Consider the following 18,800-nt stretch of genomic DNA (forward strand, 5'->3'; position numbering starts at 1 on the left):
TCGACCGGATAAACGATCCATGACTGTGCTATGTTCCCGGACGACTGCGCGGTCCCCTCCGGCGGCGACTCGGACCGGTCCGACCGCCGCGACCGCATCGAAAGGACCACACCCGTCGCGGGCGCATCGCCGTTCATGCACGAGGCGCGCGAGGTCGCCGTCCTCCGCTACGGCCACCGGCCCGGACGCGACGACCGCATGACGACGCACGTCGGGCTCACGGCCCGGGCGCTCGGCGCGGACCGCGTGGTCTTCCCCGACAACGCCGGCCAGTCCGCGGAGACGGTGCGGGACATCACCGACCGGTTCGGCGGCCCCTTCGCGGTCGAGCTCCGCGGGGACCAGAAGGCGATCGTTCGAGGCTGGGAGGGCGTCGTCGTCCACCTCACGATGTACGGCGAGCGCGTGCAGGACGTCGAAGAGGAGATCCGGGAGGCGGCCGGGCTCCCGGACGCGGCCGAGAGCCCGACGACGCCTCGCGACCTCCTCGTCGTCGTCGGCGGCGAGAAGGTGCCGTGGGCGCTGTACGAGCGCGCCGACTTCAACGTGGGCGTGACGAACCAACCGCATTCCGAGGTCGCCGGGCTCGCAGTGTTCTTAGACCGGCTGTTCGAGGGCACCGAGCTGGACCGCGAGTGGGACGACGCAGATCGGAAGGTGATCCCGGAACCGACCGGGAAGACGGTCGTCGACGCTGACGAGGGCGACGACGGGCCGGACTGACTCGGGGCTCTCGTCGCGCTCCTACCGGGGCGGGATCACTCCTCGTCGATGCCCGCCAACTCCGACGCGTCGTCGACGACCTCCGGCGTCCCGCTCAGGATGCCGCGGAGCCCCGTCATCGGCTCGCCGACCGAGACGCCATCCTCTGTGATCCGGAACTCGCGGATCGTCCGCTCGAAGTCGCTCGTCCGCTTCTTCAGGACGCCGATGGCCTTCCGCATCTCGCCTTGGACCTCCAAGTGCCGGAGGAAGACGATGTTGTCCGCGAGGTAGCTGATGTTCTCGACGGTCGCCTGGAACTGACCGGTGATGTTGCGCGTCTCGTCGATGAAGATGGCGGTCGCGCCCATGTTCTTGAGGTACCGCCCCAGCGCGTGCATCTGCTGGAGCATCATCCCCTCCTCGCCGCGGAGCGTGAGCCGGTACCCCGCGATGCCGTCGACCATCACGATGTCCGCCCCACGCTCCTCGACCTCCTCGCGGACCATCCGGGCGAACTCCTGTGGCGACCGTTCGAGGGCCTCCACCTCGTTCACCTGGAGCGTCCCCCGCTCGATCATCTCGTCGGCCGGGATGTCGACGGCGCGGGAGCGCGTGAGGAACGTCTCGCGGTTCTCCTCGAACAGGTAGATGACCGAGCGCTCGCCGCGCTCGGCGGCCTCCTTCATGAACTGCGTGCTCAGCGTCGTCTTCCCGACCCCGGTCGGCCCGCTGACGATGCTGACCGTGCCGCGTTCGAGCCCGCCGTGGAGCAGCTCGTCGACCCCCTCGATCCCCGAGGAGATCTGCTCGAAGGCGAACTCGCCGTCGTGCTTCCCGGGCTGCAGCGCCGGGTACACCTCGATGCCGTGGTCGGTCACCCGGTAGGCGTGGTCGCCGCTCAGCGTCGACGACCCGCGGAACTTCGGCACCTCGACCGTCTTCCCGTACTCCTCCGTGCCCAGACGGATCGTCCCGTCCGTGATGAACTCCAGGTCGTCGGTCGGCAGCGAGGCGGTGTTCTGGACCGTGAACGCCACGGTCGCGCCCTGGTCCTTCAGGAACCGCATGAACCCGACTACCTGCTTGCGGAACTGGTAGTCGTCCGACAGCAGAAACCGGAGCTGGGTCAACGGGTCGACGACGACGCGGTCGGGGTCGACCGCGGTGACGCCGTCCACGATCTGCTCGGTGAGCGGCTCGCTCTCGACCTCCGACGGCGCGAACACCTCGTACGACTGCTCCTCGGTGAACACGTCGGCGCCCGGGCTCAGGTCGAGGAACTCGATCGCGTCCGTGTCGAAGCCGAGGGCCGCCGCGTTCGACTCGAGGTCGCGGATGTCCTCCTCCAAGTTGATGAACAGCGACGTCTCTCCCTCGTCGACGCCCCGCTGGAGGAAGTGAAGGCTGAGGATCGTCTTCCCGCTGCCCGCCTGACCCCGTATCATGTAGCTTCGATCCGGGATCAGTCCCCCGGACAGGATCTCGTCGAGGCCCGGGATGCCGGTCGACACGCGCTCGGGCAGTGACTCGGACATACCGATCCCTCCGCACGCGGGGTAGTTAATGAATGGGTAACTCTTTGTGGCCGTGTACTCACCGTCCACGAGAGATGGACACGGGTCCAGAGGGGCTCGCCGACGGTGCGCCCTCCCGAGGCGGCGGCGTCGACAAGCCCGCCGAGGAGGCCGCCGACAGCGGACCCGCGGACCGGACCGACGACGCCCCGAACGGAGGCGCGCCTGAGTCCGACCGGGACCCGCGAGTACTGCTTTTCATGCGGCCGGGACGCGACCGAGAGCTGGTGTCCGAGGCCCTGAGCGATCGGTTCCGGACCGACGCGACGACCGACGTGGAGTCGCTCGACTCGACGTTCGACTGCTGCGTCTTCGACGCCCGCGAGTTCAACCGCGTCGCCGGGTCGATCCAGCGGCGGCGAGAGCTGGCCGCTCCCGTCTTCCTCCCGTTCGTCCTCCTCGTGAGCGACGGCGCGGGCGCCCCGGCTGAGAAGACGTGGGACTACGTCGACGACGTCATCCGGCTGCCGGTTCGGAAGCGGGCCCTCCGCATCCGGGTCGGCAACCTCGTCGAGCGGCGTCGCACCTCGCTCCGGCTCGCGGCCCGGGAGCGGAAGCTCGAAGAGACCGTCGAGGACCTCCGACTGAAGGAGCGCGCGATGGACGAGGCGCCGGTCGGGATCACGATCGCCGACGTCGACGAGAGCGGCGACGGGGACAACCCGCTCGTGTACACGAACGACGAGTTCGAGGCGCTCACCGGCTACGGCACCGAGGTGTTCGGCGCGGACTGCCGGTTCCTTCAGGGCGAGGACACCGACCCGGAGACGACCGCGGCGATCCGAGAGGCGATCGACGAGGAGCGGCCGGTCGGGGTCGACGTCCTGAACTACCGCCGCAACGGCCAGAAGTTCTGGAACCGACTCACGGTCGCTCCCATCCGCGACGAGGCGGGGACGGTCACCCACTACGTCGGGTTTCAGACGGACATCACCGACCGGAAGATCCGGGAGCGCCGGATGGAGGTGATGAACCGCGTGCTCAGCCACAACCTCCGGAACAAGATGAACCTCATCTCGGGGTACACGGAACTGCTGCGGCAGGCCGTCGACGACGACGAGGCGCTCGGTTCGCTGGAGGTGATCGACGAGACGACGGACGACCTGATGGGGCTCGCCACCGCGGTCCAGAAGCTCGACCGGACGCTCTCGGGGCCCTCGACGGCCGGGACCGCCGTCGCGCTCCGCGATCGCCTGATCGAGGTGCGATCGAGGGTTCGAGACAGGTATCCCGAGGCGTCGGTGACCCTCTCGCTGCCGCCCGACGACCCGCTCGAAACGACGGTCTCCGGACTGGTGACGGCGATCGAGGAGGGAATGGAGAACGCCGTCAAGCACAACGACGGTCGGAGCCCGTCGGTCGAAGTCGACGTCGAGTGGGAGTCGGGGGAGTGGCTCGCGATCGAGATCGCGGACGACGGTCCGGGCATCCCGGACCACGAGACGCGCGTGCTCGAACTCGGCGAGACGTCGCTGAACCACGCGGACCGGCTGGGGATCTGGCTGATCTACTGGGTCGTGGCCAAGGCCGGCGGGGAGTTCTCGGTCGACACGTCGAGCGAGGGGACCACGCTCCGGCTGGCCGTGCCCGCGCACCCCTGAGCCGGCCTCGGCCGCGACGGCCCGGATCGGTCGGCGCCCGTCACAGCGACCGCTTCGACCGCAGCAGCGCGAGCCGGAGGCGCGCCTCCTGTCGGCTCGTCCCCCGCACGCGGCCCGTCTCGGCGTCCGCCATCGAGGCGAGCGACAGCCGGTCGAGCAGGGGCGGCCAGTCGGCGGCGCCCGCCGCCTCGCCCGCGAACGCGACCGCGTTCCCGAGCCCGTCGCGCTCGGCGCTCCCGAGCCGCGCCACCGCGGCGTCGGCGTCCCGGCGGCCGCCGCCGACGTAGAGCCGGTCGCCGAGGGCCGCGGGCGCCCACGCCGGCAGCAGGAGCAGCCACAGCAGGGCGCCGGCGACGGTGTACGCCCGCGGCGGGATCCGGTTCCCCTCGGGCTCGTACCCGTGGATCCGGTTGACGCGCCGGTCCGCCGCGGTCCGGTCGGCGCGGCGGCCGACGAGCAGCGTCGCCAGCAGCGCCACCGTCTCGACGAGCGCCAGCGCCGGCAGCAGGGCCGTGGTGACCGCCGCCTCGCGGGTCCGAAGCCGCACGAGCGCGTGGCGGAGCGCGGCGTCTCGGTCGGCCGCCGGGAGGGAGAGCAGCCGCGTCGAGACGACGAGCCGCGCGCCCCGGTGACCGTCCGCGACGGCGACGTTGGCGGCGTCGGCGCGGACGACCGTCACCGCCGGGACGTCGACGCCGACCTCCCCGGCGAGTGTCGCGACGCGGTCGGCGACGAATTCGGCCGGCCGGTCGTCGAGCTCGGCCTCAGGGAGGCGCGCGATCCGCCGGTCGACGAGCACCGGGCCCACGAGCGCCGACCCCCCGAGGCCGAGGACGACCGCGGCGAGCGCGGCGGCGGCGACCGGCGGGACCCCGCCGAGCGCGGCCGGGCCGACGACGCCGAGGCCGGCGGGGCCGAGAGCGACGGCGAGGAGGAGAAGCGGCGCCGCGGCGAGCAGCGCGGGGACCGTCGCGAGCGCGAACGCTCCGGTGGCTCGCCTGACGCGCGTTCGTCCGCTCCGTCCGTCGGACTCGCTCATTACGAACGAGTGGTGCGACGGGCGGGGTAAAGCTTTGCCGGAGCCCGCGGCGGTCGGTCTCACGAGGGCGGTCATCCGGGCCGTCGGCGGTCGGTCTCACGAGGGCGGTCATCCGGGCCGTCGGCGGTCGGTCTCACGAGGGCGGTCGTCTGGGCCGTCGGCGGTCGGATCCCAGGGCGTGCCGACGCCCGACGACGGTGGCCATTTCGGAGCTTTTAACCCGATTCCACCACCAATTTCGGGTAATGGCTTTTGAGGATCTACTGAACGACCCCGTCATCCAGAAGTACCTCCACGAGCTGGTGGGGCCGACGGGGATGCCGGTCGCGGCCGCGCCGCCCGACGGCGAGGTCACCGACGAGGAGCTGGCGGAGGAGCTCGGGTTGGAGCTCAACGACGTCCGACGCGCGCTGTTCATCCTGTACGAGAACGACCTCGCGACGTACCGCCGGGTGCGCGACGAGGACTCGGGGTGGCTCACGTACCTCTGGACGTTCCACTACGACAACATCCCGGAGAACCTCGAAGAGGAGATGTACCGTCTCCTCGAGGCCCTCGAAGAGCGCGAGGAGTACGAGCGCACCCACGAGTTCTACCTCTGTGAGGTGTGTTCTATCCGCTTCGAGTTCGGCGAGGCGATGGACTTCGGCTTCGAGTGTCCCGAGTGCGGCTCGCCGCTCGAAGCGATGGAAAACGACCGGCTCCGCGAGGCGATGGACCGGCGCGTCGATGAGCTCCGTGACGAGCTCAACGTGGACGTGACGGGCTGATGGTCGTCCTCGCAACAAAGTGCTACGTCGACGGGGACGCCCGCGACCGCGCGCTCGACGGGATGGGATCGCTCGTCGCCAACGACGTCGGCGAACTGAGCGTCGACTGGCAGGTCGGCGTCCGCGACGACGGCTTCGTGCAGGTGGACGTGACCGGCGAGGACGCCGAGGTCGCCCGGAACGTGCTCGCGGAGACGTGGGGCGAGATCGTCGCCCACGACGGCGGCCTGACCGCCGGCGAGGAGTACGTCGGCACCCTCGAGTCGTGGGACGACGACGGGTTCGTCCTCGACGCGGGCGTCGACGTCCGGGTCCCCGCCGACGAGATCGGGCTCGGACGGGGGTCGCCGGCGCAGGTCGTCGAGCGATTCGGGCTCGTCCAGCACCTCTCGGTCCGGTTCGTCTACGGCGGCGACGTCGGCGACCCGGACGCCGAGCCGAGCCGCCTCGCCGACGACGAGCGCGACCGCCTCTACGACTGGCAGCGCGGGAACGGCCGGGTCAACGTCAACTCGGCGACACGCGGCGAGGTGCGCGCGACGGTGAACCGCGCGGGCCACGCACAGGACATCGTCACCGTGGAGCGGCTCGGGCTCTTAGAACAGAGCATCGTCTGCACCGAGAACACCGACCCGCCGGGGCTGCTCGCCGCGATCGGCTCGTACCTCCCGGCGGAGATGCGCTGCGTCGTCTGAACCCGTGAACCGACGATTCGCCCTCGCGGTCGCCGTCGTCGCGCTGCTCGCCGTCAGCGCCGGCTGTCTCACCTACGTCAACGACGGCGGCGAGATCGCGAACGAGACGCTCGACGCGGAGCCGCCGACCGAGTACGAGTTCGACACCGACCGCGACGCCGCGTTCAACCTCTCGACCGGGAGCCAGTACACCGTCGTGTACGACGTCTCCGACGTCGAGGAGCTCCGGCTGTACAGGCAGACGCCGTACGCCGGCGACCAGCCGCTGGAGTTCGAGGCGTTCCGGTACCGCACCGCCGACGGCGAGGTGCTGAACGGCAGCGAGTTCCGGGCCCGCGGCGGCGAGGTCGACCGGACGCCCGACGAGACGTGGGTCCGCTTCCCCGAGGGGACGGGCGAGGGACAGGTCGCCTTCTCGGCGGCCGGCTCGCCCCGCCGGTTCACCACGCTGGCGTACGTCGACGGGTCGTACGCGGTGACGCTCCCGCCCGGGTTCAGCACGGACTTCCCGGTCGTGGGACACGTCGCCCCGCGGGACCACGAGATCGAGACGGTCGACGGCCGCGACCGGATCACCTGGGAGTCGGTGGAAGGCGGGTCGGTCGTGGTCCAGTCGTACCGCGAGACCGACCTGCTCGTCTTCGGCGTGATCCTCGCGGTCGCGCTCGTCGCGGCCGTCGTCGGCGTCGCCTACTTCCGGCGCCAGCTGGAGGCGCTCAAAGAGCAGCGCCGGGATCTGGGGCTCGGCGTGTACGACGACGAGGAGTAGCCGGTCGCCGGCCGCTCCCCGGGTCGCTGAGGACCGCGCGCCGAACTCGGGTGCTTTTGAGTGCGCGCCGCCTTGGCAGGGGTATGAACGCCGCCGTCGTCACCGTCGGGGACGAACTCCTCGTCGGTGACACCGAGAACACGAACGCGACGTGGCTCTGCGACCGGCTCGACGAGCGCGGGGTCGTCGTCCGCCGGGTGACCGTCGTCCCCGACGAGGTCGGCGAGATCGCGCGGGTCGTCAACGAGTACCACGCCGAGTACGACGCGGTGATCGTCACCGGCGGGCTCGGCCCGACGCACGACGACGTGACGATGGACGGGGTCGCGGCCGCCTTCGGCCGCGGGCTCGAACGGAACGATGAGGCCGCGTCGTGGCTCGCCGAACGCGGGTACAGCGCCGACGACCTCGCCGCGGAGACGACGCACCTGCCGGCCGACTGCCGGCCGCTCGCCAACGAGACCGGCGTCGCGCCGGGCGCCGTCGTCGAGTCGGTGTACGTCCTCCCAGGGGTCCCGACCGAGATGAAGGCGATGTTCGAGTCGGTCGCCGACGAGTTCGAGGGGACGCCGACGCACACCGTCACGGTCGACGTCGACGAGCCGGAGAGCGCCCTGCTCGAGCGCTTCACGGAACTGCAAGAGGAGTTCGACGTGAGCGTCGGCTCGTACCCCGGCGAGAGCGTCCGCGTGAAGATCACGGCGACGGACGCGGCCGAGGCCGAACGCGCCGCCGAATGGGTGCGAGAGCGGTCGACGCTGGTCGAGACGCGGTGAGCGGGGCGCGGCGCGGAGAGGAGAAGAGAGGCGGTCGACGCGGCGGGACGGCTACCGGACGGCTAGCGGTACAGGTACGCGAGCCACACGGCGGTGACGCCGAGGCTCGCGAGGAGCACGGCGGTCGCGGTCGCGTCGATCGGGAGCGGCTCGGTCACGGCGGCTTCGAGGAGCATGCGTGGCGGTTGCTCCGGGGGCGTCTTAAGTATTGAACTTCCGGACTCCGCGGCGCCCGGAAACGCTCGCGGCCCGCGGACGCCGGACGGACGCGGCGGGCGAGACGCGCCCGCTTAAGTTTCCGCCGCCGTAGGTCAGACCATGCACGTCGGCTTCGTGATGAACCCGGTGGCCGGGATGGGCGGCCGAGTCGGTCTCAAGGGCACCGACGGGAAGGTCGCCGAGGCGGTCGCTCGCGGCGCCGAGCCCCGGGCCCCCGACCGCGCGCGGCGGGCGCTAGAGCGGCTCGCGGCCGTCGCGCCGGAGGCGACGGTCTCGACCGCGGCCGACCCGATGGGCGAGCGACTGGTCAGGGAGACCGGCTTCGACCCGGTCCGCGTCGTCGACCCGTTCGACGAGGACCGGGCCGGGGAGGGGGACCCGCCGGGCCCCACGGAGACGACCGCCGCGCACACCGCGCGCGTGGTCGAGGCGTTCGCTGAGGGCGGCACCGCCGACGGCGAGGGCGACGACCCGGTCGACCTCGTCCTGTTCGTCGGCGGCGACGGCACCGCGGCCGACGTGGCGGCGGCGCTGGAGGCGGGGAGCAGCGAGGTCCCCATGCTCGGCGTCCCCGCCGGGGTGAAGGTGTACTCCTCCGTCTTCGCCGTCTCGCCGGAGGACGCGGCCGAGGTCGCGGCGGCGTTCTCGCGCACCGAGCGCCGCGAGGTGATGGACATCGACGAGGACGCCTACCGCGAGGGTGAGGTCCACCCGGAGCTCCGCGCGGTCGCTCGGGTCCCCGTCGCCGACGACCTCCAGTCCTCGAAACAGACCGCCAGCGGGACCGTGGAGTCGCTCGCCGAGGGCGTCGCCGACGACATCCGGGAGCGCGACGGCGAGGGCGTCACCTTCGTGCTCGGGCCGGGGTCGACCGTCGGCGCGATCAAGGCGGAGCTGGGGTTCGACCCGTCCCCGATCGGCGTCGACGTGTGGCGCGACGGCGAGGTGGTGGTCCGGGACGGGACCGAACGGGAGATCCTCGACGCGCTCGGCGAGGAGAACGTGATCGTCGTCTCGCCGATCGGCGGGCAGGGGTTCGTCTTCGGCCGCGGGAACCCGCAGCTGTCGCCGGCCGTGATCCGGCGCTGCGACCTGCGGATCGTCGCCTCGCGGGCGAAGCTCGACGAGGTCCGCGCCCTGCGCGTCGACACCGATGACCCCGATCTCGACGACGAGCTCGCCGGCTGGGTCCGCGTCCGCGTCGGGAAGTTCGAGACGCGGATGATGAAGATCGCGTGAGCGGGGCCGGTCGAACGCGGGTGAAGCGAGTGCGCCCGGAGCGAATCACGCTGGAGCCGACCGCGAGCGAGACGAACGCGGGGGAATCGACCGCAAGCGAGACGACCACGGGCGGAGACCACTGGGCCCCGTCCGCCGCGGAAGGTACAAACCGCTCGTCGTCCAATAGTGTCACATGCCATCATCGCTCGCGGACGAGCCGGTCGAACCGTCGGGAGAGGGAGACGAGCCGCTGACCGACGACGAGTACGACGAGTACTTCGCCGAGCTCGGAGACGCGTGGGAGGTCGTCGACGACCACCACCTGGAGGCGACGTACGACTTCGAGGACTTCGCGACCGCGCTGGCGTTCACGAACGACGTCGGCGAACTCGCGGAGGAGGAGTGGCACCACCCGGATCTGCACCTCTCGTGGGGCGAGGTGGGCGTCGAGATGTGGAGCCACGACATCGGCGGGCTCCACGAGTCCGACTTCGTGATGGCCGCGCGGATGGACCGGATCTACCGGGAGTACGGCGACGACTGAGCCCTCGCCCGCCGGGAGACGCTCGCCGTTACTCCGTTCCCGAGGCCGGCGCGGCAACGAACGGGTTTAAAACCCTCCCGGCGAAAGTGCAGGCAATGAGCGCGAACGTCTTCCTGGTCCCGATAGACCCGGAGAACTTCGACCGAACGGTCCGTTCCGCGGTCGATCTCACCGAGTACGACGACCGTCCGGAACCCCTCGCGGACCTCGACGAGGCCCGCCTGTGGGCGGTCGACGACGAGAGCGGCAACGGCTCTACCTTCGAGCGGATGGCCGACGGCGACCTCCTGCTGTTCTACCACGACGGCGAGTACCTCGCGACCGGTCGCATCGGGACGACGTTCGAGGACGAGGACCGCTGGGTCTCCAGCACCTTCTGGACCGCGTTCCCGACGACCCGCGTGTACACGGTCACCGACTTCGCGGCCGTCTCCGCGCCGAAGCGCGCCGTCAACGCCATCTTCGACTACTCCGCCTCCTACACCCCCGGATTCATGCGCGTCGCCGACTCGCGGGTAAACGCCGACCTCTCCTCGATCGAGTCCGCGATCGAGCACTACACGAAGCGGAACGCCTAAATCCGTTTCCTCTCGGAGTGCAGTGTAGAGTGCGTCGCGGACCTGTCGCTTGTTGGTCTTGCATTCGGTGTACGAGGTGTCGGACCAACAGTAGTCGGCAGTTCGGTTCGCGCAGTACAGGTATTGTTCGGCGGTTCGACGCACGTCCATACTTCAAAGAGTGTTCTACGTCCCCGACCTACTCCTCACTACGTTCGCTCCTAGAGGTCGAGGGCGCCACCTCGAATTTGCTGACTACCGCCGCCTTTTAAATAGCCGCGGAGACGCGTCTCCCGCCCGTCCCCAGAACAGTCAGACCGCCTCGAACAGCGCCTCGTACGCGGTCCCGTAGCGCTCCGCGACCCGTTTCGGATCCCCCCGTTCGTCGCCGCCGAGCGCCGGCAGGGCGACCGTCGTCAGCGGTTCGATCATGTCGGTCACGGTCCCGGTGTGCTCCTCCATCGTCCCCTCGCGGGGGCTCCCGGAGGCGACCGCGCGGGCCCTCGCGTACCGGTCGCCCGCGTAGATCCGCGCCCGGCCGGGGTCGACGACGGCGACCGCGTCGGGCGTCACGGGTCCGTCTCGCGGGAGCGGGCCGGCGACGTCCGCGTACGACTCGACGACGACGGGGACCGCCGTCGCCGCGATCCGCTCCGCGAGCCGGTCGAACGCCGGGAGGTAGTCGGCGGCCATCACGTCGTTGAACCCCGCGACGTCGTCCACGCGGGTCGCGTCCGCGATCGGGAGCCGGTCCGCGAGCCCCTCCGGGAGGAGTCCCGCCGCCTCGGCGGCGCCGTTGACGACGAACCGGGTGCCGTCCGCCCCGGTGACGCGGTCGCAGAGGAACGTGCGGTCCGCGTCGCCGAGCATCCCGGTCCGCCCGGGGGTCGGCCGCCAGAGCCGGTGGACGGGGTTGATCGACTCGGGCGCGACCGCCTCGGGGCGACGCCGTCCGCCGACCGCGGCGAGCGGTCGCGTGCTCGCGGCCGCGAGCCGCCGCGCGTCCTTCCCGTAGAGCCGTCCGCCGTCGGTCGCGATCCGGTAGTCGTCGTGGTCGAACCAGTGGTCGTTGCCGGCGCGGGGCTTGACGCCGACCGCGTCGCCGCGTCGCTCGGCGAGGCTCGCCGCCAGGCCCGTCGAGAACGTCGTCTTGCCGGCGTCGACGCGGGCGCCGCCCGCGACGAGCAGGACCGGCGCGTCGGGGGGTCGGTCCCCGCTCACGCGTCCCCGTCGCCCGCGTCGGCGCCGGCGGCCGCCTCGCCGTTCGCGTCGCCCTCGTCGACGGCGTGCTCGGCGACCCCGTAGTAGCCGGGGCCGTCCTCCGACAGCGGCTCCGCGATGACCATGTCCTCGGCGTGGCTCATCACCCACGGGATCGCCCAGTCGATCAGCACCGCCTCGGTGTCGGCGTCGACCTGCGCGTCCGGCTCCAACCCCTGCAGGAGCCGGGCGATCTCGGGGACGGTGTACATCAGGTCCGGCTCGAACAGCTCCGCCGGCTCGTAGAACTCGCACGGGTAGGTCGCGTCGAACGTCGACTTCGGCTCGGGCATGGCCGGCGGTACGGCGGCGACTCCGTAAACGCTGCCGATACGGCGACCGGCGGTGCGTTCGGAGTCCCGCGGCTCGCGTTCGGGCGGTCGCGGACCGTGGGAGGCGCGGCCTCGCGGCTCTCGGCGCGCAGCGGGTCGAAAAAAACGTCGGGATTCGACGCGCGTCTCGGAGCGCGTCCGGCGTGGACCGTTACTCGAAGAGCTCGACGGCCTGCTCGTAGCGGGCCGCGGGCTCGGACCAGTCGACGACCTCGAAGAAGTTGTCGACGAACTCGCCGCGGGCCGGGCCGTAGTCGTGGTAGTAGGAGTGCTCCCAGACGTCCAGCGCGAGGACCGGGTGACCGCCCCAGACCGCGCCCTGGTCGTGCTTGTCGACCACGACGTTGCGGAGCTGGTTCGAGAACGTGTCGTACACCAGGAGCGCCCAGCCGGACGCGTCGCCGGCGGCCGCCTCGAACTCGCCCTTCCACGCCTCGTATGAGCCGAAGTCCTCCTCGATCCGGTCTGCCAGGTCACCGGAGGGCTCGTCGCCGCCCTCGGGCGACATGTTCTGCCAGAACAGGTCGTGGAGGATGTGGCCCGACGAGTTGTGGGTCACGTTCCGAATCGCGCCGGCCGACGAGGAGAAGTCGTGCTCCTCGCGGTTGCCTTCGAGCGTCTCCTCGGCTGCGTTCCAGCCGTTCACGTACCCCTGGTGATGGGTGTCGTGGTGCCAGTTGAGCACCTGCTCGGAGATGTGCGGTTCAAGCGCGTCGTAATCGTACGGAAGCGGATCGAGTTCGTAGCTCATCGTTGTATCACCTAGCCTGAACATGTGCCGGAAACCTGTTAAAGATAATGCGGTCCATGATACCACACGACACTGGACGCGGGTGTTATCGGGTGGCCCGGATCGAGAACCGTAGGCTTGCGGTTCAGGCCGAAACGGCGACGGCGTGGGGCGTCGGACGGTCCCGTCTGCCCTCGGCCGAACGTAACTAAAATAGGTTTCTCGGTGCTGCGGACTGGCGCAAAATCGCGCGACGCGGCGTGCGACGGACGCGTTACGATGGGACTGGGGTTCGAACCACGGTCGCTCCCCACCGGTCGCTCTCTGATTCAAATCCAGCACGAACCGCGTCCGATGCAAACTGCGCCGGACGCGTTACGGTGGGACTGGGATTTGAACCGATGCGAGACGGTCGCCCTCGTTTCACTCGGACGCTGCGACTCGCAGGCTTCGAATCCTCTGCACGACACGCGCGCAGCGCGAGCTGCGCTGCGCGTTTACGGTGGGACTGGGATTCGAACCCAGGAAGCCGTGAGGCTACCGGTTTTCAAGACCGGCGCAATGGGCCACTCTGCCATCCCACCACCATGTTTGGGTCTATACCCCTGTGGTATTGCGGCTTTCTGGCTTCGAGAGCTGATACGACCGATGAGAATCCAGCCATTCCACGCACGATTGAACCGTGCCAGAACAGCCGAATTCCACCGTCATAGGGGTATACGGATGAATAAGCCAGACAAAGTTCAAGGTATCGTTCTGATGACCGCCGCGTCGCGCGATTCCCTCAACGAACGCCAGCTGGGAGCCCACGAGAGTCACCAGCAAGACTTTCTCCTGAGCCACGAGCGGGTCCACTCTGAACAGGTCGGAATATGTGAAAAAAATGGTTAAAGGAAGCCCGCAAGGTTAGCATCATGTCGCGTGTTCTGGATACGGCCGTTCGAATCGCGGGACGGTCCGACGCGTTGAAATCCCTCCTCTCGCGCGCGACCGTCTCCACCGTCACCATCTTCAAATCGGTACAATCCCTGTACCACGATTACGCGGAACGAATGTACTACAAGACCAAGGCACGCAAAACCGCCCAGACCGTCGGTCCGGGCCTCTACGTCAACGGGAAAATCAACCTCAACAGCAACACGGTGCTCGGGGAGAACGTCCACCTTCACGGGCTGAACGTCCGTGGGCCGGGAACGGTCACGATCGGTGACTACGTGCACGCCGGCACGGACTGCGAGATACTCACCGAGAACCACAACTACGACCGGGGCGACGCGATTCCGTACGACGACTCCTTCACGGTGAAACCGGTGACGATCGAGGACTGTGCCTGGCTCGGGATCGACGTCACGCTGCTCCCGGGGGTCACCGTCGGCGAGGGAGCGATCGTTCAGGCAGGGTCGGTCGTGACCGACGACGTCCCCAAGGGGGCGATCGCGGGCGGCCACCCGGTGGAGGTGTTCGGACAGCGAGACATGCAGCACTACGAGACGCTCAAGTCGGCGGGAAAGTTCAACTGAGGGCCCGGACCTCTCCGGGGCACCGTCCGGCGTTGAGGAGCTTGCCGTCGACCGGGTATTTGACGAGGGGCTCGCCGCCAGAGCGATCAACGGCCGGCTACTCGGCGGCGGCAGATCCGCGGCGGCGCTCGATCGCGTCCCGCAGCGACTCGTCCGTCGACACCTGTCCCCGCGTCGCGAGAACCCACGCGACGATCAGTCCGAGCAGCACGAGCGACGGGATCACCAGCGACAACAGGTCGATCGGCCCCGCGCCGACGCTCCGTTCGAGCCGGACGAGCGCCGGGAATCCGCTTCCGGCCTGCCCGAACACCGACACGACCCACACGTTCGTGGCGAAGTGCAGTCCGACGGGGAACGCCAGGCTCCCCGTGAAGACGTAGGCGACCGCGAAGTACACCGCCGCCGCGGTCGCCTGTACGGCGGCGAACAGCGGGCTCGCTCCCTGTGCCGCCACGAGCGCGTGCGCGGGACCGAACGCGAGGGCGCTGGCGCCGACCGCGGCCCAGACCGCTCGCCGGGGTTCCAGCCCGCGCGCCGCCAGCCCCTCGCTCGCGTTCACGATGAACACGCCTCTGAACAGCGGCTCTTCCCAGAGCCCGATGGCGGCGAACGCGACCGCCGTCGCCGCGACCGCGATCGCGACCGCGACGGGGCCGCCGCCGCTCGCCGCGCCGGGAGCGAACGTCTCCACCACGCGCCCGGAGCCGGAGGCGAGCAGCATACCCGTGACCAGCGCCTGAAAGACGCATCCGGCGACGACCGCCGCGAGGGCGTCGAGCGCCCATCGGCGGTCGAACGAGAATCCGTATTCGCGGATCGGACGCTCGCCGGGAATCAGCGACGCGGCCAGCGCGTACGCTCCCACGGCGACACAGACGAGCAGCGCCACCGGTCCGTTCACCAGTACGTCCGGAAAATCGACCCGTCCGAGGAGACGTCTGCCGCCGAGCAGCACGCCGAGGACGACGCCGAACCCGAACAGGATCCGCCACGTCGCGCGTATCCGATCGCGGTTGCGACCCCACACCGCCCGCCGGAGGAGCGCTCTCGCTGACAGCGCAATCTTGACAATCAAATAAAACTTAACGCGACCGATAAAATCTGTGAGCGTTATCGGTCGCGTCCGCCGCCGAATCCCTCAGTCTCGCACGACTCGCTCCGCACCGTCCTCGACGACCACGTCCAGCCCGTGTTCGTGGACGAACGCGGCGGTGTAGTCCGGGACGACGCGTTCGGCGGCGAACCGCGCGCGCAGCAGCGGGACGGCGTCGAGGAGGTCGTCGCCGTCGACCATCGACGGCGACGACTCCAGGAACTCGACGTCGCGGTCGGCGTCGCGGCCGCGCGCCGCCAGCGTCGGGAGGCTCGGCGCCTCGAACGCGCCGTCGAAGTCGATGGGCGCGGTGAAGCCGGCGTAGTAGGTGCGCCCGCGGGTGGAGGGGCCGAGCACGACCTCGTTCGTCCTGAGCTTCATCGCGGCCGAGTCGATGACGGTGCGCGAGAGCAGCGGCGCCTGCGGGGTGACGACGGCGACGGAGTCGGCGTTCTCCTCGCGGAGCAGATGCGTGACGGTGTTGCCGGCGCGCGCGCCGAACGACGAGCCGACCTGCCGCTCGAAGCGCGCGTCCCCGGTGCCGCCGAGGGTGTCGGCGACGAGCGTGCGCAGCTCCGCCTCGGGGGCGGCGTCGGTGCGGTGCTCGGCGGGGAGGTCGTCGTCGACCGGGTAGTTGACGAGGAGCTCGCCGCCGGAGCGGTCGACCGCGAGGACGGCGTCGCGGAACAGGGCCTCGTACAGGTCGGCGGCCTCTGCGGTCGAAAGCGGCGTCGACTCCGCGATCTCGGTCGCGACGAGCCCCTCGCGGGGCGGCTGCGCCATGACGACGACGACGGTCATATCGGGTCGAGTCGTCCGCGCGTCTTCAAGTCGCCGTTTTGTGCCGCAACCGACGGGCCGCTCGGGAGCACTCCGGCGGGCCGCTCAGGAGAAGTCGCGCCGCATCGCGATCTCGAACCACGGGCAGAGCCGGAGCTGACGGTACAGCGCCGGGTTCTCGTGGAGGTGCTCGTAGTCGGCCCACAGCATGCCGCCGATCTCCGCGTCGTCGGGGTCGAGCGACGTGTCGTCGAGGGTGACCTTCAGCACCGAGCAGACCTCCCACTCGACGCCCGCGTTGGGGTAGTAGCGCTTGTACTCGAACTTGTCCGTCACGCGGAGGTCGTCGTACTGGTCCGGCGTGATCCCCAGCTCCTCATCGAGCCGCTGTTCCGTCGCGTCCTCCTGCGTCTGCCCCTCGACCGGGTGAGAGGCGACGGTGCCGTCCCAGTGGCCGTCCCAGAGCCGCTTCGTCGGCGCGCGCTGAGCCAGCAGGATCCGGCCCTCGGCGTCGTAGACGAGGCAGGTGAACGCGCGGTGGCGGATCCCGTCGCCCGTGTGTGCGTCGAGGCGGTTTACCGTCCCCTGCTCGGTGTCGTCGGGGTCGACGGCGATCACGTCCTGAAGCGCGTTCTCGTGGTCCGCGTCGGCGTCAGCCTCCCCGGAGGGGTCACCAGGGGCGGTCGCATCCTCTGAGCTCATGGGAACTAGGTCGATCACCAGGGCTAATAAGCGTTCGATACGTCGGCAGCGGTTCGTCGCCTCCCTCGCCGCGAGGCGGGACGCGCCCCGACGACGGGCGCGGTTCGACGCGCTTAACCGCGTCCCGCGGCTACGTCGCGCGGATGAGTAACCCGGCGCTCGACGTCGTCGAGTTCGTGCTGACGACGCACCTCTACACCGAGAACCGCGACCTCGACGAGAACGATCTGCCCCCGCGCTTCCGGCAGGTGTTCTGGTCGGACGACGCCGCCGACGACGCTCCGGGCGGCGTCGAGCGGCCGCTCAAAGCGACCAGCGAGACCACTCGCACCGCCACGGGCGTCGATCACCCCTGGGAGGCCGTCTCGGACCTCCTCTTCACCCAACGCACCGAGTTCTCGGGCGAGATTTCCCTCACCCAGCCGGCGATGGCGCTGGAGTGGTACCGCGACCACGCGGGCGACGATCGACTCGCCGAGAACCCGACCGTCGTCGCCGCGCTCGAGCTCGCCGAGGACCTCGACGCACCCGTGACTCACGAGGAGGCGCGCGACAGCGTCCGGCCGATTCAGGCGGACCGCGTCTGGATCGACGCCCTGCTCGAGGAGTACTTCGACGAGGACGAGGACGGCGAGATGCTCGATCTCGTCAGCGTTCAGGCCCCCGAGGAGATCGAGACGACGCTCGCGGACCTCGTCCTCACGGGCGACCAGGAGGGCGAGATCCAGAAGATCGTGAAGGCGATCGAGCACCGCGAGTACCTCGCGAGCATCGGCCTCCGCGAGATCGGGAAGCTGCTGTTCGTCGGCCCGCCGGGGACCGGGAAGACCACCGTCTCGCGGGCGCTCGCGCACGAGCTCGGCATCCCGCTCGTCGAGGTGAAAATGTCGATGATCACGAGCCAGTACCTCGGCGAGACGGCCAAGAACGTCGAGAAGACGTTCGAGGTCGCCAAGCGGCTCTCGCCGTGTATCCTCTTCATCGACGAGTTCGACTCGGTGGCGAAGACCCGCCGCTCCGACGAGCACGCCGCGCTGAAGCGCGCGGTCAACACCCTGCTCAAGTCGATCGACGAGGTGTCGCTCGTCCGCGACGAGGTCCTCCTCATCGGCGCGACGAACCACCCCGACCAGCTCGACGCGGCCGCGTGGCGCCGCTTCGACGAGATCGTCAACTTCCCCAAGCCGGACCGAGACATGCGCTCGGACATCCTGCGAGTCGTCACCCGCGAGATGCAGATCGCCGACTTCGACCCCGAGGAGGTCGCCGACCGCACGAGCGGGCTCACGGGCTCCGACCTCCGGATGGTGTTGCGCGAGGCCGTCCTCGGCGCGCTCACGGAGGACCGGATGACGATCACCCAAGAGGACGTGATGGAGGCCGTCGAGGACTTCGAGGAGCGCGACAACCTCAAGAACATGGACATGATCGACGGCGAGGGCGCGGAGGTGCTCGGCGAGACGGACTCCGGCGAACAGGACCACACCCACGACGACTCGGCCGGCGGAGACGCGACCCACGACCACGGCGCGCACAGCCACTCGCACGACTAGTTCGCGTTCGCTTGCACGGCTGGTTCGCGTTCGTTTGTCGGGCCCTCCGGCCGACCCCTTCTCACTCTCCCCGTTTGACTCCAGCCACCGTGTAGCCGAAGCCGCGGTCGACGATCCGGGGGTCGAGCCCGACGTCGTCGAACGCGGCCGCGAGGTCCGACGGCGTCCGGAACCGCGACGCCATCCCGATGGCGTGCTCGGCCGCGACGAGGGCGCGTCCCAGCGGGTGCGCGGGGTCGAACTCTCGGATCACGAGCGCGCCGCCCGGCGCGAGCACCCGCGCGACCTCCCGGAGAGCGGCGTCCTGATCCGGCAGGTGGTGGAAGGCGTCGACGATCGCGACCGCGTCGACCGCCT

General features: G+C 70.0%; 20 protein-coding genes, 1 tRNA gene and 1 pseudogene. 11 read left to right on the forward strand and 11 right to left on the reverse strand.

Annotation, left to right across the window (positions count from 1 at the left end; translation table 11 throughout):
- Positions 1 to 135: 135 nt before the first annotated feature.
- Positions 136 to 723, forward strand: a complete 588-nt coding sequence (locus DJ73_RS04685) for a tRNA (cytidine(56)-2'-O)-methyltransferase (RefSeq protein WP_094557417.1) — start codon at positions 136 to 138, stop codon at positions 721 to 723.
- Between the two features lie 35 nt (positions 724 to 758).
- Here DJ73_RS04685 and DJ73_RS04690 read toward each other — a convergent pair whose 3' ends face one another.
- Positions 759 to 2,240 carry an ATPase domain-containing protein gene (locus DJ73_RS04690; protein ID WP_094557406.1) on the reverse strand — a complete coding sequence of 494 codons (1,482 nt, stop codon included), beginning with the start codon at positions 2,238 to 2,240 and terminating at the stop codon, positions 759 to 761.
- 74 nt (positions 2,241 to 2,314) lie between these two features.
- Between DJ73_RS04690 and DJ73_RS04695 the strand changes: the two genes are divergently transcribed.
- Positions 2,315 to 3,880, forward strand: a complete 1,566-nt coding sequence (locus tag DJ73_RS04695; protein ID WP_094523477.1) for a PAS domain-containing protein — start codon at positions 2,315 to 2,317, stop codon at positions 3,878 to 3,880.
- Between the two features lie 40 nt (positions 3,881 to 3,920).
- Here DJ73_RS04695 and DJ73_RS04700 read toward each other — a convergent pair whose 3' ends face one another.
- Positions 3,921 to 4,919, reverse strand: a complete 999-nt coding sequence (locus tag DJ73_RS04700; protein ID WP_094557407.1) for a hypothetical protein — start codon at positions 4,917 to 4,919, stop codon at positions 3,921 to 3,923.
- 245 nt (positions 4,920 to 5,164) lie between these two features.
- Here DJ73_RS04700 and DJ73_RS04705 point away from each other — a divergent pair, with 245 nt between their 5' ends.
- From DJ73_RS04705 to DJ73_RS04735, 7 genes are all read left to right on the forward strand, one after another.
- The gene (locus DJ73_RS04705) at positions 5,165 to 5,689 is read left to right on the forward strand and encodes a transcription factor (RefSeq protein WP_094523473.1); all 525 of its coding nucleotides are present in this window, start codon (positions 5,165 to 5,167) and stop codon (positions 5,687 to 5,689) included.
- Entirely contained in the window at positions 5,689 to 6,384 is a 696-nt protein-coding gene (locus DJ73_RS04710) for a DUF2110 family protein (RefSeq protein WP_094526857.1), read from the forward strand. Before DJ73_RS04705 ends, DJ73_RS04710 begins: the two co-directional genes overlap by 1 nt.
- Positions 6,385 to 6,388: 4 nt before the next feature.
- Positions 6,389 to 7,153 (forward strand): DUF5803 family protein, encoded by a 765-nt coding sequence (locus DJ73_RS04715; RefSeq protein ID WP_094523469.1) that lies wholly within the window; start codon positions 6,389 to 6,391, stop codon positions 7,151 to 7,153.
- A gap of 83 nt (positions 7,154 to 7,236) precedes the next feature.
- Positions 7,237 to 7,929, forward strand: coding sequence for a molybdopterin-binding protein (locus tag DJ73_RS04720; protein ID WP_094523467.1), 693 nt, complete (start codon positions 7,237 to 7,239; stop codon positions 7,927 to 7,929).
- A gap of 318 nt (positions 7,930 to 8,247) precedes the next feature.
- Complete coding sequence (locus DJ73_RS04725; RefSeq protein ID WP_094557408.1) at positions 8,248 to 9,387, forward strand: ATP-NAD kinase family protein; 1,140 nt, start codon at positions 8,248 to 8,250, stop codon at positions 9,385 to 9,387.
- Between the two features lie 175 nt (positions 9,388 to 9,562).
- Positions 9,563 to 9,913, forward strand: a complete 351-nt coding sequence (locus tag DJ73_RS04730) for a 4a-hydroxytetrahydrobiopterin dehydratase (protein ID WP_094523463.1) — start codon at positions 9,563 to 9,565, stop codon at positions 9,911 to 9,913.
- A gap of 95 nt (positions 9,914 to 10,008) precedes the next feature.
- The gene (locus DJ73_RS04735; protein ID WP_094523461.1) at positions 10,009 to 10,491 is read left to right on the forward strand and encodes a hypothetical protein; all 483 of its coding nucleotides are present in this window, start codon (positions 10,009 to 10,011) and stop codon (positions 10,489 to 10,491) included.
- Here DJ73_RS04735 and DJ73_RS20835 read toward each other — a convergent pair.
- The 5 genes and pseudogenes from DJ73_RS20835 to DJ73_RS04760 all read right to left on the reverse strand — a co-directional run.
- Positions 10,477 to 10,641, reverse strand: a pseudogene (locus DJ73_RS20835) (RNA-guided endonuclease TnpB family protein); the annotation flags it as partial. The gene DJ73_RS04735 and the pseudogene DJ73_RS20835 overlap by 15 nt on opposite strands.
- A gap of 141 nt (positions 10,642 to 10,782) precedes the next feature.
- The gene (locus tag DJ73_RS04745) at positions 10,783 to 11,691 is read right to left on the reverse strand and encodes an ATPase (protein ID WP_094557409.1); all 909 of its coding nucleotides are present in this window, start codon (positions 11,689 to 11,691) and stop codon (positions 10,783 to 10,785) included.
- A complete protein-coding gene (locus DJ73_RS04750) occupies positions 11,688 to 12,023 on the reverse strand; it encodes a DUF5827 family protein (protein ID WP_094523457.1) in 336 nt (111 codons plus the stop codon). The genes DJ73_RS04745 and DJ73_RS04750 overlap by 4 nt, the downstream gene beginning before the upstream one ends.
- Positions 12,024 to 12,213: 190 nt before the next feature.
- Positions 12,214 to 12,813: a superoxide dismutase gene (gene sod / locus DJ73_RS04755; RefSeq protein ID WP_094557410.1), complete on the reverse strand. Its 600-nt coding sequence runs from the start codon at positions 12,811 to 12,813 to the stop codon at positions 12,214 to 12,216.
- Between the two features lie 479 nt (positions 12,814 to 13,292).
- Positions 13,293 to 13,376: transfer RNA gene (locus DJ73_RS04760), tRNA-Ser, on the reverse strand.
- Positions 13,377 to 13,757: 381 nt separating this feature from the next.
- Between DJ73_RS04760 and DJ73_RS04770 the strand changes: the two genes are divergently transcribed.
- Positions 13,758 to 14,312 carry an acyltransferase gene (locus DJ73_RS04770; protein ID WP_254921587.1) on the forward strand — a complete coding sequence of 185 codons (555 nt, stop codon included), beginning with the start codon at positions 13,758 to 13,760 and terminating at the stop codon, positions 14,310 to 14,312.
- A gap of 97 nt (positions 14,313 to 14,409) precedes the next feature.
- Here DJ73_RS04770 and DJ73_RS04775 read toward each other — a convergent pair whose 3' ends face one another.
- The 3 genes from DJ73_RS04775 to DJ73_RS04785 form a co-directional block, all read right to left on the reverse strand.
- On the reverse strand, positions 14,410 to 15,390 hold the full coding sequence (locus DJ73_RS04775; protein WP_141212902.1) for a type II CAAX prenyl endopeptidase Rce1 family protein: 981 nt from the start codon (positions 15,388 to 15,390) through the stop codon (positions 14,410 to 14,412).
- Positions 15,391 to 15,453: 63 nt separating this feature from the next.
- Entirely contained in the window at positions 15,454 to 16,209 is a 756-nt protein-coding gene (locus DJ73_RS04780; RefSeq protein WP_094557414.1) for a DUF2064 domain-containing protein, read from the reverse strand.
- Positions 16,210 to 16,293: 84 nt separating this feature from the next.
- On the reverse strand, positions 16,294 to 16,890 hold the full coding sequence (locus DJ73_RS04785) for an NUDIX domain-containing protein (RefSeq protein WP_094523451.1): 597 nt from the start codon (positions 16,888 to 16,890) through the stop codon (positions 16,294 to 16,296).
- A 143-nt stretch (positions 16,891 to 17,033) separates the two neighbouring features.
- Between DJ73_RS04785 and DJ73_RS04790 the strand changes: the two genes are divergently transcribed.
- Positions 17,034 to 18,443 (forward strand): ATP-binding protein, encoded by a 1,410-nt coding sequence (locus DJ73_RS04790; RefSeq protein ID WP_094523449.1) that lies wholly within the window; start codon positions 17,034 to 17,036, stop codon positions 18,441 to 18,443.
- Between the two features lie 61 nt (positions 18,444 to 18,504).
- Here the strand turns inward: DJ73_RS04790 and DJ73_RS04795 are convergent.
- Positions 18,505 to 18,800: methyltransferase domain-containing protein (locus DJ73_RS04795; protein ID WP_141212903.1), on the reverse strand; the 296-nt coding region annotated here is incomplete at its 5' end.

Source organism: Halorubrum sp. Ea1 (assembly GCF_002252965.1).
Classification (GTDB): Archaea; Halobacteriota; Halobacteria; order Halobacteriales; family Haloferacaceae; genus Halorubrum.

Coding starts and splice junctions, on each gene's coding strand:
- DJ73_RS04750 (WP_094523457.1), bottom strand. CDS start 12,023: ATGCCCGAGCCGAAGTCGACGTTCGACGCGACCTACCCGTGCGAGTTC.
- sod (WP_094557410.1), bottom strand. CDS start 12,813: ATGAGCTACGAACTCGATCCGCTTCCGTACGATTACGACGCGCTTGAA.
- DJ73_RS04690 (WP_094557406.1), bottom strand. CDS start 2,240: ATGTCCGAGTCACTGCCCGAGCGCGTGTCGACCGGCATCCCGGGCCTC.
- DJ73_RS04730 (WP_094523463.1), top strand. CDS start 9,563: ATGCCATCATCGCTCGCGGACGAGCCGGTCGAACCGTCGGGAGAGGGA.
- DJ73_RS04785 (WP_094523451.1), bottom strand. CDS start 16,890: ATGAGCTCAGAGGATGCGACCGCCCCTGGTGACCCCTCCGGGGAGGCT.
- DJ73_RS04695 (WP_094523477.1), top strand. CDS start 2,315: ATGGACACGGGTCCAGAGGGGCTCGCCGACGGTGCGCCCTCCCGAGGC.
- DJ73_RS04700 (WP_094557407.1), bottom strand. CDS start 4,919: ATGAGCGAGTCCGACGGACGGAGCGGACGAACGCGCGTCAGGCGAGCC.
- DJ73_RS04710 (WP_094526857.1), top strand. CDS start 5,689: ATGGTCGTCCTCGCAACAAAGTGCTACGTCGACGGGGACGCCCGCGAC.
- DJ73_RS04685 (WP_094557417.1), top strand. CDS start 136: ATGCACGAGGCGCGCGAGGTCGCCGTCCTCCGCTACGGCCACCGGCCC.
- DJ73_RS04720 (WP_094523467.1), top strand. CDS start 7,237: ATGAACGCCGCCGTCGTCACCGTCGGGGACGAACTCCTCGTCGGTGAC.
- DJ73_RS04705 (WP_094523473.1), top strand. CDS start 5,165: ATGGCTTTTGAGGATCTACTGAACGACCCCGTCATCCAGAAGTACCTC.
- DJ73_RS04780 (WP_094557414.1), bottom strand. CDS start 16,209: ATGACCGTCGTCGTCGTCATGGCGCAGCCGCCCCGCGAGGGGCTCGTC.
- DJ73_RS04735 (WP_094523461.1), top strand. CDS start 10,009: ATGAGCGCGAACGTCTTCCTGGTCCCGATAGACCCGGAGAACTTCGAC.
- DJ73_RS04725 (WP_094557408.1), top strand. CDS start 8,248: ATGCACGTCGGCTTCGTGATGAACCCGGTGGCCGGGATGGGCGGCCGA.
- DJ73_RS04790 (WP_094523449.1), top strand. CDS start 17,034: ATGAGTAACCCGGCGCTCGACGTCGTCGAGTTCGTGCTGACGACGCAC.